A 13,588-nucleotide genomic window follows, 5' to 3' on the forward strand; every position below is an offset into this window, starting at 1 on the left:
TTAAATGATATTTTTCGGTTTAATCCACATTATATTGTGTACTGATAATCAAAACTGAACGCCGACGGTACACACGACATGCTGGATTTAAGCCTCACTACCGCGAGCGAGATCGTCAAACGGATTTGCCAACGCCTGCGCACAGAGCGATTGGCCTTGGAGATGACACAAGCAGACGTGGCCGCTCGCGCAGGCATTGCGACGAATACGGTGTCAAACCTTGAAGCCGGTCGTAATGTGAGTTTCGACAACATGGTGCGAGTGGCGATGGTTCTCGGACGCGAAAAGGAGCTCGAAGGGTTGTTTCTGCCAAGGCTCGAAACTCTTGACGATATGATTCGCTACGAAAAGACGGCCAAGCGTCATCGCATTAAAAGGAAAGCCGACAATGCTTGAACAAGTTGACGTCTACTACGCGGGCTGGGGTGAACGTTGGCGGTGGGGCACACTTGCTACGACGAAAGCCCTGAGCGGTCGCCCGCAGGTCATGTTTGAGTACAGCGATGAGGCAAAAAACAGAGGACTGGAACTCTCCTCCTTGAAGCTTCCATTACAGGGAGCCAGGTTAAACCGGGATTTCCCGTCACATCAGTTGGGACTGCCTGGGCCGGTTTATGACTCGCTGCCGGATGGCTGGGGCATGTTACTGATGGACCGATTGTTCAAACGTCGAGGCCTCAACCCCGCGCGCGTAGGCCCCTTGGAGCGGCTAGCCTACATTGGCAACAATGCCATGGGGACCATGTCGTTTGAACCTGTTGCACCCGAGGCGCTGGAACCGTAAATGCATGTTCCCATCGAGTTGCTCGCGTCCGAAGTGCAGGAGGTACTCAAAGGTAAAGGTGGAGAGCTTCTCCAGAAGCTGCTACTGATCGGAGGCTCTCCACAGGGCGCCCGACCCAAAGCGCTGGTGTATCGCGATCCGCACACTGACGCCTTCACTACGGCTGCCACTCCCGGTTTCGAAGCCTGGTTGGTGAAGTTTCCGGCTCAGCAAGAACATCCCGAGGTGTGCGCCATCGAAATGGTCTATGCCGAATGTTTACGCTTGTGCGGTATCCAGACTCCTGACACTCGTTATTTCAGCCTGTCTGAGGGAATGGCCGCTTTTGTCTCAGCCATGGCTGAAAGTTTGTATCCGGGTGTGATCACCCAGGAAACCTTGCGCACCATTCAACAACGCATCGACCAAAACATCGGGCTACTTGCCTGAATTCTTGCTGCCAGTTAGCAGTCTCGAGAAACCGGCGCTAATTGGCCGGTTTCTTTGGCTTCTTAAAGCGTTAGGGTTAACCTTCCGGCACAACCTGATCCAGTGCCTGATTCACCGCCAATTCGCCCAACATAACCACCTGTGCAATGCCGAGCGCTGTCTTGCGGTGTGAGGTATCCAGCAACGCGGCGAAGTTGTTGAGCATGGTGGTGGCCGAGCCGAGTGTTTCGCTGGCGTTGGCCAGCAGGGATTCGGTGTCGTATTTAGGGTTGGCGAGATACATCGGTTCGGGTTCGTGGGTTGAACCCATGATTCTGGCCGTGGGGCTGAGGTAGTGGTCGAGCGCGCGTTCGGCGGCTTCGTGGAATTTCTTGGAATTGGGTGATTCGTAGGGGGATGCCGGATCGGTTTCCGGCGGATTGGGCGTAACTTTGAACATTGGATTGAGACCTTTTAGTAAGGCCGCAACCGATCTCGCTACTAAACGGATGGGTGGCAGCTGTGCGCAAGTTAGTAGACCGGACCCCAATCCAAATCCGGCGCACCCGAGGGCGCCATGCGCACAGCCACCATCAGGTGCAGGCATTCGCCTGACTGAGTGGTACTCATGCAGCTATTTAGATTGAGGATACCGGGCTACTAAACCCGATCACTGGAAATCAGTGACGCGAACCAAGTTACCGACCGCCCCTAAAGCGCACAAGCCGGCGGATTCTGGCGTAGCGGTAGGCAACGGCGCAAGGATTTGTAGGCTTCAGGACGTAACACCGCACGCCTTTAAACACTTCGCTCGGAAGATGTTTACGCGGCGATAAAACATAGCGTTTTCCCCGACATTACAGACCCACAACACTCCACCGGTTTTCACCTCTCGCCCAACCGACTAGCATTTCCTCATCGACCACCACCCTCCCCCTGCGCGGCCATCAACGAATACGCGCCATCACTTTCGAGGGATTCCAATCGCGGCCACGTTGCCGCTGACGATCGAACTCAAAAGAGCACTTCACCATGACGCAAAACATTTACGACGATCCCGAGTTTTTTCAGGGCTACAGCCAGATGAACCGCTCCATCGGCGGCCTCGACGCGGCGCCGGAGTGGCCGGCGCTCAAGGCGCTGTTGCCATCCATGCACGGTTTGAATGTGGTGGATCTGGGCTGCGGTTATGGCTGGTTCAGTCGCTGGGCCATCGAGAATGGCGCGGCCAGTGTCTTGGGGCTTGATGTCTCGGAGAAGATGCTGGAGCGGGCGCGGGAGACCACGACGGCGGCGAATATTCGCTATGAGCGCGCCGATCTGGAACAGCTCGACCTGCCCGCCTGCAGTTTTGATCTGGCTTACAGCTCACTGGCGCTGCACTACATCAAGGATCTGCCGGGGCTGTTTGCGCACCTGTATGCGGCGCTCAAACCGGGTTCGCACTTTGTGTTTTCCATTGAGCATCCGATCTTTATGGCACCGCGTAATCCGGGTTGGCTTGTGGATAGTGAAGGTAACAAGCGTTGGCCGCTGGACAGTTATCAGTTGGAGGGTGAGCGGGTGACGAACTGGCTGGCTGAAGGCGTGATCAAGCAGCATCGTACGGTCGGGACATTGCTCAATTCGCTGATCGATGCGGGGTTCTCGATTCGACGTGTCAATGAATGGGGGCCGAGCGATGCTGAAGTGGCGGCGCAACCGGCGCTGGCGGAAGAGCGGGAGCGGCCGATGATGATGTTGGTGGCGGTGCAGCGCTGAACCCTCACCCTAACCCTCTCCCAGAGGGAGAGGGGACTGACCGCGGTGCCAGTACGATCTACGCCGACGTGCAAAATCCAGCCGAACTCAGGTTATGGAAAAAACACCAATCGGCTCCCTCTCCCTTGGGAGAGGGGACTGACTGCAGTGCCAGTACGAGCTACGCCGACGTGCAAAATCGAGGCGAACTCAGGTTTTGGAAGCGACACGCATCGGCTCCCTCTCCCTTGGGAGAGGGCTGGGGTGAGGGGGCCGTCCGAAAGCGCACCAAAAATCTCAAGCCGAACAACAGACCCAATTTATTTCAGCGCGTCGCAACGATAAATAACCGTGGAAATGGCAACAACACCGAGCCATCCGCCAACGCCGGATAAGTCTTCCCAACCTCCATCAGATACTGCTCCAGGTACTGTGCCTTTTCCGCCTCGGTCAGCGGACTCAAAAACGGAATCAACCCGCTCCCCTTGAACCACTCCACCACCCCCGCTGCCCCGCCAGTTAGCTGATGGTGATAGGTGGTGCGCCACACATCGACCCGCGCACAGTGTGGTCGCAGCATCGAAAAATAATCACAGGCGCTCGCCATGTCGGTACGTTGCCCCGCAGCGCCGGAAAGCTTGCTCGCCCACGGACCATTCGCGGCGACTTCACGCATCAAACGGTGGGAGGGTTCATTGAGGTTGTCCGGCATCTGGATCGCCAGGCTGCCACCCGCCGACAGCTTGCTGGCCAAAGTCGGCAACAACGTCGCGTGATCCGGCACCCACTGCAATACGGCATTAGCGAAGATCACATCAAACGGCCCTGCATCGGCCCACTTATCAATCTCGGCGACAGCGAAGCGCAGATCCGGCAAGCGCTTGCGGGCCGCGTCGATCATGTCTGCCGAGCTATCCAGCCCGCTGACCTTCGCCCCCGGAAAACGCTGCACCAGCAGCTCCGTCGAGTTGCCGGGACCGCAACCGATATCGACCACTGTTCGCGCTTCAGGCGTGGGAATCGCCGCCAGCAGATCGCGGGCCGGGCGGGTGCGTTCATCTTCGAAAGCGACGTATTGTTTGGCGGACCAACTCATTGCGTTCTCCTGTCGGGACATTTCAGCGGTTCGACACGATACAGGCAGCGCCGCGAGCAGTTCCAGAGCGAGACGTTGCAAAGGGTGTCTGCATGCTCATAAAAAAACCGGCCCTCAAGGCCGGTTCTTTTATCAATCGTAATAGCCAACCGTTTTCTTCAGATGATCCGAATACTCATAGATGTCATCGACAGAGCTGATCGGATGGCGGGTCTCATTTTTTTCCTCATCAAAGATACCGATGTACTTCTGTGACCGATTGAAATGCAGCCGGCAGATAGGTTTGCGATTGTTGTCATCCAGCAGAATCCCGAAATAACTCTGCGTATCACGCTGAACGATTCGCTTGGCATCAACCACCGACCTAACCAGAGCACGAACGATGTGGTAACCCTCAAGTTCTTCCAGAGTGGTCAAAACCTTGTCGTCTGATTCATCCCGTGGATCGACTGGATCTGTCCCGGTAGAGGCGGACGGCAAAGATGCCAACGCTGGTTGAATAGCACCACTCATTGCCGATTTGAGGCGATCATTGATCTGGTCATTCAAGAACTGCACAACGGCTTTTCTCGTCAGTTCATGAAACTGCTCACGTACTTTTTGAGTGATCACGCCGTCGTAAACACGGGAGGCGAATACCTTCACAAAGTCATCATCCGGCTTGCTGACCTGAGCCGCGATAACCTTTTTGATTTGACTGACATATTTCAGTTCGCCGGCAGCATTGATGATCGAGTCCACATCAAAAGCCGACTTCGTCAGTTTGATCAGTTCGGGGACTGAGTATTCATCGATATCGAGAAGATCCAGTTCCAGAAAGGGCTTTTCATCCATCTTGTTCGGCGCATCCAGGTCGGTAAAAAACTTGTAGACCTGACCGTTGGTGAGGATGGAAATTCGAGCGCTGGTGACGTGAAAGTACCGAAACAACTGGGAGGCGTGATTGATATGTAGAGGCTCACCGATCTTTTTGCACTCAATCAAAATCTGTACTTCGCCCTCCTTCATGATGGCGTAATCAATTTTCTCGCCCTTCTTCGTACCGATGTCACAGACAAACTCTGGCGTCACCTCAGTCGGGTCAAAGACGTCGTAGCCCAACACCGTGCTGATAAATGGCATGACGAACGCATTTTTCGTTGCCTCTTCCGTCTGGATTGCGGCGCTCTGCAACCGCACTTTGGCGGCTAGGCTGGCTAACTTTTCGAAGAATTCCATGAGTGGCCTCTTGCGTGATGTCTGTCCGTGTAATGGGCTACTGGCAATTTGATCTCCACTTGATACTAGCCACAAACCCACACAATGAAAGTTTCGCCATCAGGCGGACTTTGCGCGACTGTGTTTTTATCGAAAGGGCATGGATGTAAGTAGAATTTTCATTACGCCCCCAATGTCTGAATTTCAAGCACTCCCCCAATAAGGAACACCGCTATGAAATTCGCAAAAATCTCCCAGAAGCTCGCGCTGTGGGCGGGCAGCCCAAAAACCTTCATGGGCGCATTGATCCTGATCGGGTTGTGGGGACTGAGCGGGCCGATCTTTGACTACAACGACACCTGGCAACTGATCATCAATACCTCGACCACGATCATCACCTTCCTGATGGTGTTCCTGATCCAGAACACGCAGAACCGCGATACCGATATTCTCCATTTGAAGATCGATGAATTGCTGTTGGTGACCAAAGAGGCGCAGAACGCGATGCTTGGGCTGGAGGCGCTGGATCTGAAACAGTTGGAGGCGTTGCGCAGGCACTACCGCTCGTTGGGCGAGGGTGAGGTATTTAACCTTGAGGGGCTGGGCGAGAAGAGCAAGTCGAAGCAGGATTTGAATGAGTGCTGAGGGTTTAAAATCAAAAGATCGCAGCCTTCGGCAGCTCCTACATAAACAGGTGTAGGAGCTGCCGGAGGCTGCGATCTTTTAACCTTGATTAGCGGCTAGCCTGTAAGGCGCGAGCCTTCTCCAGATGGCTTTGCAGTTTCGGCAATGTCTCGTCGGCAAACGCTTTAATCTCCGGCACGTCGGTGGTCTGCGCTTGCTGCTGAATCTGCTCGATGGCCTCTTCAGTGGCTTTGACCTGACTGGCGGCGTAGGCCTGATCGAACGAGGCGCCGTCGGCCACTGGCGGCATCAATTCTTTAGCCTTGTCGGCCAGTTCTTCACGGGGCGCGACGGGCAGGTCGAGCTTCTTGGCGATTTTCGCCAAATGCTGGTTGGCCGTGGTGCGGTCGTTGATGACGACGATGGTGTAGTCCTTGACCTCTTTCGATTCGGCCTTGCTGTGCGCCAGACGACTGGCCTCGATATCGGCCATGCCTTTGGCCGAGGCATCGTTGATGAAATCGGCGGGCGACTGGGCAAAAGCACTGCAGGCACACAGACCCAACAGCGATGCAAAACTCACGGTACGTATACGGGTGGCCATTCGGCTCATGGTCGCGCCCTCCTTACTTGCGAAATTCAAGCGGGAGCTTACGCCCCCGCCTCTCAATCAAAACTACCTTCACCGACTACTTCGATTTCTGAGCGGGCTTGCGGCCCATATCTGGTTTTGGCTCTTTGTCGACGGTCGTTGTGGTGGTTTTCCCACCTTTGCGACCTGCTTCAGAGGCCTTGGTTCGATCGTTGGCGAAGTTTCCCGAGTTCGAGTTTCTTGAATTAGGCATGATTCTCTACCTCTTGGTAATGATCGTGGCGAGCAGGTGCCCGCCTAGATTGAGAATTTTCTGGCCGGCAAAGGTTTAGAAAAGTTGCAGTTGTCGCGACGAACGGCGCCGCTTTACCTACCCTTCCTGAGCGCTTGATTGTGCATCCCTGCACACACTTTCAAGCCTTGTTCGGCATCAGCCCCGGCAGCGCATGCATCAGCGCGTTGATGGCAAAACCGATGAACATCACGCCGCACAAGCGGGTGATAAGCAACTCATGACGCTGATACAGCGTGCGTACCCGTTGCGCGCCGACCACGCCAATCAGAATAGCGTAGGCCAGCAGGCCACCGAGGAAGCTCAGGGCAATCAGCGCCGGGAGCATCGACCAGTTGAGCAGTTCGGCGCGGCTCGACAGCAACGCAGTGAAGGTCGCAACGGCGACCGGGTAGGCCTTGGGATTGGTTAGCCCGAACAGAATGCCGTGCCAGAACGGCTTGCGCGCCGCGCCCTGCGGCTCGTCACCGTTGCGACGCTGGGCCCGCACCGCGCGCCAGCCGAGCCAGAACAGGTACACGCCGCTGAGCACCCCGAGCACATCAAACGCGGTGCTGCCGATTTCCCGGGCACCGACAATCGCGATCAGCGCCGTGCTGCACCAGACCACATCGCCGAGCAGATGCCCGCAAAGAAACCCCGCCCCGGCCCGCCGCCCATGGGCTGCGCCGATGCCGAACACCGCCAGCACACCCGGCCCGGGCGTTATGCCATAAATGAAACCCGAGGCCAGCACGGCCATTAGCAACGATGGAGTCATGGAAAACCTGCAAGCGCCAGAACACGTGGCGGCCAGTCTATAACAGACAAATGTGTCTGATCATGACTCGTCGTAAAAACGCATGCCGGCGTACGGTTTTTGCCGACACGCCCCCAGTCGCGAAGCGAGATCGCCGACGTGAATTTCCAGCTTGTGGCCGTCGGGATCGAGAAAGTAGAACGACGCACCTTCGCTGCGGTTATCGCGCCATTCCTGCACATTCGCCGCTTTTAGCCTTGCTACGAACGTTGAGAAATCGGCTGCATTGAGGCTGAAAGCGTAATGGGTGTAATCGGCGCACGGTTCGCTTGAACGCAGCGGATCAAGCGACAGACACAACCACAGCCCCGGCAGCGACAGGTAAGCGCCGGCGTCCCACGTGGCTTCGACGCGCAGTTGCAACACATCGCGATAGAACGCCAGACTGCGCTGCAAATCGCCGACGGCGAGGGTCAAGTGGTTGAGGCCGGTGAGCATGCGGTCAGTAACCTCTGAGGTCTTCGGGGACGATGTATTGCTGGCCGTCGTAGGTCAGGACGACGCGAGTTTTCTTCATATCGATCGTTTTCGAGATGCACTCCTTGCCCGACAGGAAGGATTTGTAAACTGAACCACTCGAGCTGACGATCAGATCGGCAAAACCATGGTGGCTCGTCGCGCCGAGATCAACTGTCCTGCGGATTTGCGTGTCTTCGGTGGCACACTCATCCGTCCCTTCGCCGAACTCCTTGCGAATCACCAAGCCTTCCAGCACCGGGCGCAACTTGTTGCCTTCGCGCACATATAACGCCAAATCGGTTTTTGCGTAAGGATTGGCTCTGGAGCCGTGACTGGCGAATTTCGAACGCAATCCGAATGCACGGACATCTGCTGCCAATCGGTAGCGGGCCGTATCGATTGTCAGATCGTCGAAACTGATGGCATCGGAATTGTAGGCGCCCGGCTTTGCATAAGTAGCGAGGCTCTTGCCGCTTGTCGAACTGACGAGCGCCAGTTCCAGATCGAACACCCCCATTTCATCGTCGCCGGAATCGGAGAGAAATGAAGATTTCGCCGCAATCGACTGGTCGTTGTACGCCGGCCACGCTTTGCAGCGCGAAAGGGAATGGCCGTCGAACTTCTTCACTTCGCAGGCGGCCTGGGCTTGAGCGGCCATTGTAAAAAGGCCCATCGCGATGAAAGAGCCCAGCACTGTAGTACGCGAGAACATTATTCTTCCTTGAGTAAAAGACATCGGTCTTAGAGGCCTTTGAAATCTTCAGGCATTACGTAGTTTTTGCCGTCATAGCGAAGTGTCGTCAAGACCGGTTTTTGCGTGACGGTATTGGATACACACGCCTCGCCTTCGCCCTCGCCAACAGTCGAGCTACGGATCGTTTTGATAATCAGGTCGGCATAGCCACGGCTGCTGGTCTTGGCCAGAGCCACGGTTCGCGTAGTTTCATAGCGCTCTCCCGCACAATTGCCATCCCACTCCCCGCCATATTCATAAACCACCAGCCGACTCATGACAGGACGCAATGCGTTGCCGTCTTTCACATAGAGCGACAACAGGGTTTCATCCACAGGATTCACACGCGAAGAGCCTTTAAACCGCACTCGCACACCAAAAGCCTGCAACTGAGGTGAGAGTTTATAGCGGGCAGTATCGAATTTCAGTTCATCAAGCGCGATGGCATCCACGGAGAATGCGGAGGGCTGATAAAAGCTCGCTAACGGCTGCGAATCTGCGCTCGCCACCAAAGCCAAACGCAGATCGTAAAGACCCACAGTCCCTGACTCGCCATACACCGGATCGGGCGAGAAATTGGCGGCAGCGGTGAGCGTCAGCCCGGGATACGCCGGCCAGTCCTTGCAGAGGGAAAAATCCATCTCATGCGCCGTGGGCGCCGGCGTGCAATCGGCCAATGCCTGCCCCGCCAGCAACCACCCGCACAATGCCGCACACCCGATCCAGCCAGACTTCACTGTCACTTCCCGCTCCTTGAGCACTTTTCAGCCGCGCACTATCCCCTGCTGTATCGGCCCTTTCAACCGAATCATCAGTAAACCAAAGTGCATTTCCCGCTTGGTAGCGAGAAGTCGTTGACGGCGTTGCGGGCGTTGGGGCGATGTTGGCTATTGCCAGGGTGGTGTTGATTCGTGTGTTTGAGAAAAATGGGGTGGCTGTTAACTGATGGAACCAATCCGTGATTTATCAGTGTCTGGAAGTCAGTCTTCGCGAGCAGGCTCGCTCCCACAGGGATCGCGTTTCTTCAGTTGAAATGCGATCAAATGTGGGAGCGAGCCTGCTCGCGATGGCGTCAGAAAAGGCGCCGCAAATCTCAGAACTTATCAAGCGTGCGCAATTTCTGCGGCAAGCCCCACAACAGCAACGCCGCCGCAATCAGCGCCGCTACGCCAATCACGTATAGCGCCGGCGTGGTGCTACCGGTCAGGTCCTTGATCCGCCCGACCATCACCGGGCTGACGATTCCGCCGAATTGTCCCAGCGTATTGATCACCGCAATCCCGCCCGCCGCACCAGCGCCAGCACCGGCGAGCAACTTCGGTGGCAAGGTCCAGAAGCTCGGAATCGAAGCGATAATCCCGGCGCCCAGCAAGCCCAGGGCGACGATCAGGAAGGTGGTGTGGCTGGCGAAAATCCCTGCACTGAAAAAGCCGATCGCCCCCACGATCACCAACCCGGCAACAAACTTGCGCCGCTCCCCGGTGGCATCCGACAAACGCCCGATCACCACCATACTGATCGCCCCGCAAATGTACGGAATGGCCGTCAGCAGACCGATCATCACCGGGCTCTCGGTGCCGGCGCTGCGGATCAATTGCGGCGCCCAGAAATTCAAACCGTAAGACGCCACCTGAATCAGAAAGTAGATCAGCCCCAAGGTCAGAAAACCGGGAATCTTCAACGCTGCAAGCAACGAACCACCACTCTTGTGCGGCTCATGCTGGGCGATGCGACTGGACAGCAACTTCTTTTCGTCCGCAGTCAGCCAGTGTGCATCCTCGATGCGATCCTTGAGCTGCGTCAGCACCAGAAAACCGAGGCCGATGCACGGTACGCCGCCGAGCAGGAACAGCCAGTGCCAGCCACGCATTTGCAGCACGCCGTCGAGGTGCTCCAGTACCAGCCCGGAGAACGGCGCGCCGACCAGACCGGCAAACGCCGAAGCGAGAAACAGCATCGAGGTGATGCGGCCACGGAAGTGCTGGGGGAACCACAGCGTCAGGTAATACAGCACGCCCGGGGCAAATCCGGCTTCCATCGCACCGATCACAAAGCGCAGCGCGTAGAACTGCCACTCGCTGTTAACGAACACCATCGCTGCCGTCGCCACGCCCCAGGACATCATGATCCGCGCGATCCAGCGCCGTGCGCCGACCTTGTAGAGCATCATGTTGCTCGGCACTTCGAACAGCACATAACCGACGACGAACAGCCCGGCGCCGAGGCCGTACGCGGTGTCGCTCAGGCTCAAATCGGTCTGCAACTGGAACTTGGCGAAGCTGATGTTGATGCGGTCGAAAAAAGCGAACAGGTAGCAGACCATGATCAGCGGCATCAGACGCCAGGCGACTTTGCTGACCAAGGCTTTTTCGGCGTCGTGATCGACGGACGGACTCGCGCCCGCCTCCATTACATTGAGGCTCATAGCTTTTCTCCAGGCGGACTGCCGGTGGGCGTCCGATTGTTTTTGTTGTCTGGTTTTCACACTCACTGTGGAGCGCTTTTCTGTGGGAGCGAGCCTGCTTGCGAAGGCGATGTGTCATTCACCTTTGATGTCGACTGACGCGACGCATTCGCGAGCAGGCTCGCTCCCACAGTTGATTGGTGTTGTCAGGTGGGGATCGGGTGCAGGTCGCAGTTGCGTCCGGCCTTGGCCAGTTGGCCGGGGACTTCGTGGCCCAGCAGATCCGGCAAGCCGCGCGAGAGTTTCAGCAGCAGCGGCAAGTCGATACCGGTGTGAATACCGATCTCATCGCACAGGTTCACCAGGTCTTCAGTGCAGATATTGCCCGACGCACCCGGCGCAAACGGACAGCCACCGAGACCGCCGAGCGCCGCGTCGAAACGCCGAGCGCCCGCCTCGTAAGCCGCCAGCACATTGCACAGCCCCAGACCCCGAGTGTTGTGGAAATGCAAAGTCAGATCGGCCGGCGAAACCCGCTGCAACACCCGCCGCACCAAGCGATCCACCTGTCGCGGATTGGCCATGCCAGTGGTGTCGGCGAGGGTAATACCCGCGATGCCGAGTTCCTGATAAGCGTCGACGATTTGCAGCACGCGATCCTCGTCAATCTGACCTTCGAACGGGCAACCGAACGTGGTAGCAACGCTACCATTGAGGCGCACACCGGAACCGCTGGCGAACGAAACGATGTCACCGAACGCCGCCATCGAGTCGTCACAGCGCATGCGCATGTTGGCCATGTTGTGCGTCTGGCTGGCGGACATCACCAGATTCAGTTCATCGGCGCCCGCCTCCAGTGCACGCTGCGCACCTTTGAGGTTGGGAATCAGCGCGACGTAAATCACCCCAGGCTGTCGCTCAATGCCAGTGAAAACCTGCTCGCCATCACGCAGCGCCGGAATCGCTTTCGGCGACACGAACGAGCCGGCCTCGATACGGCTGAAACCGGCCAGTGACAGCTGATTGATCAGGGCGATCTTGTCAGCGGTTTCTACCCAGGTCGGCTCGATCTGCAAACCGTCGCGCGGCGAGACTTCCTGGACGATCAGGGTTTGCGAATAGTCCGTGATCATTGCACCACCCCTTGGCTTTTCAGGCGTTCGATGTCGAGTTCAGTCAGGCCAAGGCCGGCAAGAATACCGTCGGTGTGCTGGCCGAGTTTTGGCCCCGACCAGTTCACGCCGCCGGGGGTTTCCGAAAGTTTCGGGACGATGCCGGGCATCTTCACCGTCGCGCCGCCAGGCAGTTCTGCATTGAGCAGCATGTCCCGCGCCTGATAGTGCGGATCGGCCACAATGTCGGCCACTGAATAAATGCGCCCGGCCGGCACTTCAGCCGCTTCCAGCGCCGCGAGCACCTCGTCAATCGGCAGGCTGCTGGTCCAATGAGTGATGGCGGCGTCGAGCAAACCGCTCTTGGCGGCGCGACCGTCGTTGTGGGCGAATTCCTCTGCGTCAGCCAGGTCTTCGCGGCCAATGGTGTGCATCAGACGCTTGTAGATCGGGTCGCTGTTGCCGGCAATCACCACATAGGCCCCGTCAGCCGTCAGGTAAGTGTTGGACGGTGCGATACCCGGCAAGGCGCCGCCGCTGCGTTCGCGGACATGGCCCTGCATGTCGTACTCCGGCACCAGACTTTCCATGACGTTGAACACGCTTTCGGCCAGCGACACGTCGACGATCTGCCCGCCGCCCTGCCCGGTCTTGACCCGCAACAACGACATCAGCGCGCCGATCACCGCGTGCAGCGAGGCCAGCGAATCACCGAGGCTGACGCCGACCCGCGCCGGTGGCGAACCGGGGGTGCCGGTGGTGTAGCGAATGCCGCCCATCGCTTCGCCGATCGCGCCAAAGCCCGGACGGTCGCGGTAAGGGCCGGTCTGGCCGTAACCGGAGATGCGTACGAGGGTGAGATTGGGGTTGAGCGCGTGGAGCACGTCCCAACCGAGGCCAAGTTTTTCCAATGCGCCGGGGCGCAGGTTTTCGATGATCACGTCAGCGTCGCTGGCCAGTTGCTTGACCAGTTCGATGCCTTCGGCAGATTTCAGATTGAGTGCCAGCGATTTCTTGTTGCGTGATTGCAGGTACCACCACAGCGACGTGCCTTCGTGCAGCTTGCGCCATTTGCGCAACGGGTCGCCCTGACCCATGGCTTCGATCTTGATCACCTCGGCGCCGAATTCGGCGAGCATACGCGCGGCAAACGGCGCGGCGATCAAGGTGCCGATCTCGATCACTTTGATCGCACTCAAAGGGGCAGTCATCGCGGGGTACCTCTTGTTCTTGGAATATGTGGCCAAGGCTAGAGGAACGATGATCGGGCAATCCAGCCGTCTCTCGGCAATGGGCGTTCGCGAAATGCGAACGCTCGGGAGTGATGTGGTGAATTCAAATCAGTCTT

15 protein-coding genes and 1 pseudogene are annotated in these 13,588 nt (G+C 57.4%); 4 read left to right on the plus strand and 12 right to left on the minus strand.

What is annotated here, in order from left to right; translation table 11 throughout:
- Positions 1 to 78: 78 nt before the first annotated feature.
- Together ACOYXJ_RS02490 and ACOYXJ_RS02495 are read left to right on the plus strand one after the other, a co-directional pair.
- Entirely contained in the window at positions 79 to 396 is a 318-nt protein-coding gene (locus ACOYXJ_RS02490; protein WP_102900239.1) for a helix-turn-helix domain-containing protein, read from the plus strand.
- Positions 389 to 1,117: pseudogene (locus ACOYXJ_RS02495) on the plus strand (type II toxin-antitoxin system HipA family toxin); the annotation flags it as partial. The gene ACOYXJ_RS02490 and the pseudogene ACOYXJ_RS02495, both read left to right, overlap by 8 nt.
- A 172-nt stretch (positions 1,118 to 1,289) precedes the next feature.
- Here ACOYXJ_RS02495 and ACOYXJ_RS02500 read toward each other — a convergent pair.
- Entirely contained in the window at positions 1,290 to 1,652 is a 363-nt protein-coding gene (locus ACOYXJ_RS02500) for a DUF6124 family protein (RefSeq protein ID WP_460367719.1), read from the minus strand.
- Positions 1,653 to 2,224: 572 nt separating this feature from the next.
- Between ACOYXJ_RS02500 and ACOYXJ_RS02505 the strand changes: the two genes are divergently transcribed.
- On the plus strand, positions 2,225 to 2,953 hold the full coding sequence (locus ACOYXJ_RS02505; RefSeq protein ID WP_186612654.1) for a class I SAM-dependent methyltransferase: 729 nt from the start codon (positions 2,225 to 2,227) through the stop codon (positions 2,951 to 2,953).
- A 304-nt stretch (positions 2,954 to 3,257) separates the two neighbouring features.
- Here the strand turns inward: ACOYXJ_RS02505 and tam are convergent, their stop codons facing one another.
- Positions 3,258 to 4,028 carry a trans-aconitate 2-methyltransferase gene (gene tam / locus ACOYXJ_RS02510; protein ID WP_460367721.1) on the minus strand — a complete coding sequence of 257 codons (771 nt, stop codon included), beginning with the start codon at positions 4,026 to 4,028 and terminating at the stop codon, positions 3,258 to 3,260.
- Between the two features lie 132 nt (positions 4,029 to 4,160).
- Positions 4,161 to 5,246 (minus strand): type I restriction endonuclease, encoded by a 1,086-nt coding sequence (locus tag ACOYXJ_RS02515; protein ID WP_150795513.1) that lies wholly within the window; start codon positions 5,244 to 5,246, stop codon positions 4,161 to 4,163.
- 213 nt (positions 5,247 to 5,459) lie between these two features.
- Here ACOYXJ_RS02515 and ACOYXJ_RS02520 point away from each other — a divergent pair, with 213 nt between their 5' ends.
- Positions 5,460 to 5,870 carry a low affinity iron permease family protein gene (locus ACOYXJ_RS02520; protein ID WP_038358294.1) on the plus strand — a complete coding sequence of 137 codons (411 nt, stop codon included), beginning with the start codon at positions 5,460 to 5,462 and terminating at the stop codon, positions 5,868 to 5,870.
- Positions 5,871 to 5,958: 88 nt separating this feature from the next.
- On the opposite strand, the gene ACOYXJ_RS02525 is transcribed toward ACOYXJ_RS02520, so the two are convergent.
- The 9 genes from ACOYXJ_RS02525 to ACOYXJ_RS02565 form a co-directional block, all read right to left on the minus strand.
- Positions 5,959 to 6,462 (minus strand): DUF4142 domain-containing protein, encoded by a 504-nt coding sequence (locus ACOYXJ_RS02525; protein ID WP_460367724.1) that lies wholly within the window; start codon positions 6,460 to 6,462, stop codon positions 5,959 to 5,961.
- A gap of 76 nt (positions 6,463 to 6,538) precedes the next feature.
- The gene (locus ACOYXJ_RS02530; protein WP_007911485.1) at positions 6,539 to 6,694 is read right to left on the minus strand and encodes a KGG domain-containing protein; all 156 of its coding nucleotides are present in this window, start codon (positions 6,692 to 6,694) and stop codon (positions 6,539 to 6,541) included.
- A gap of 160 nt (positions 6,695 to 6,854) precedes the next feature.
- Positions 6,855 to 7,493, minus strand: coding sequence for a LysE family translocator (locus ACOYXJ_RS02535; protein ID WP_194933782.1), 639 nt, complete (start codon positions 7,491 to 7,493; stop codon positions 6,855 to 6,857).
- 60 nt (positions 7,494 to 7,553) lie between these two features.
- The gene (fos, locus tag ACOYXJ_RS02540; RefSeq protein ID WP_095113811.1) at positions 7,554 to 7,970 is read right to left on the minus strand and encodes a fosfomycin resistance glutathione transferase; all 417 of its coding nucleotides are present in this window, start codon (positions 7,968 to 7,970) and stop codon (positions 7,554 to 7,556) included.
- Between the two features lie 4 nt (positions 7,971 to 7,974).
- Positions 7,975 to 8,703, minus strand: a complete 729-nt coding sequence (locus tag ACOYXJ_RS02545; protein WP_150795509.1) for a PA3715 family protein — start codon at positions 8,701 to 8,703, stop codon at positions 7,975 to 7,977.
- Between the two features lie 29 nt (positions 8,704 to 8,732).
- Positions 8,733 to 9,467 (minus strand): PA3715 family protein, encoded by a 735-nt coding sequence (locus ACOYXJ_RS02550; RefSeq protein ID WP_460367727.1) that lies wholly within the window; start codon positions 9,465 to 9,467, stop codon positions 8,733 to 8,735.
- A gap of 350 nt (positions 9,468 to 9,817) precedes the next feature.
- Positions 9,818 to 11,149: an MFS transporter gene (locus ACOYXJ_RS02555; RefSeq protein WP_110721316.1), complete on the minus strand. Its 1,332-nt coding sequence runs from the start codon at positions 11,147 to 11,149 to the stop codon at positions 9,818 to 9,820.
- 185 nt (positions 11,150 to 11,334) lie between these two features.
- The gene (locus ACOYXJ_RS02560) at positions 11,335 to 12,261 is read right to left on the minus strand and encodes a hydroxymethylglutaryl-CoA lyase (RefSeq protein WP_460367729.1); all 927 of its coding nucleotides are present in this window, start codon (positions 12,259 to 12,261) and stop codon (positions 11,335 to 11,337) included.
- Complete coding sequence (locus ACOYXJ_RS02565) at positions 12,258 to 13,451, minus strand: CaiB/BaiF CoA transferase family protein (RefSeq protein ID WP_150795506.1); 1,194 nt, start codon at positions 13,449 to 13,451, stop codon at positions 12,258 to 12,260. The genes ACOYXJ_RS02560 and ACOYXJ_RS02565 overlap by 4 nt, the downstream gene beginning before the upstream one ends.
- Positions 13,452 to 13,588 lie beyond the last annotated feature (137 nt).

This window comes from Pseudomonas sp. Tul2A7, from assembly GCF_054790505.1.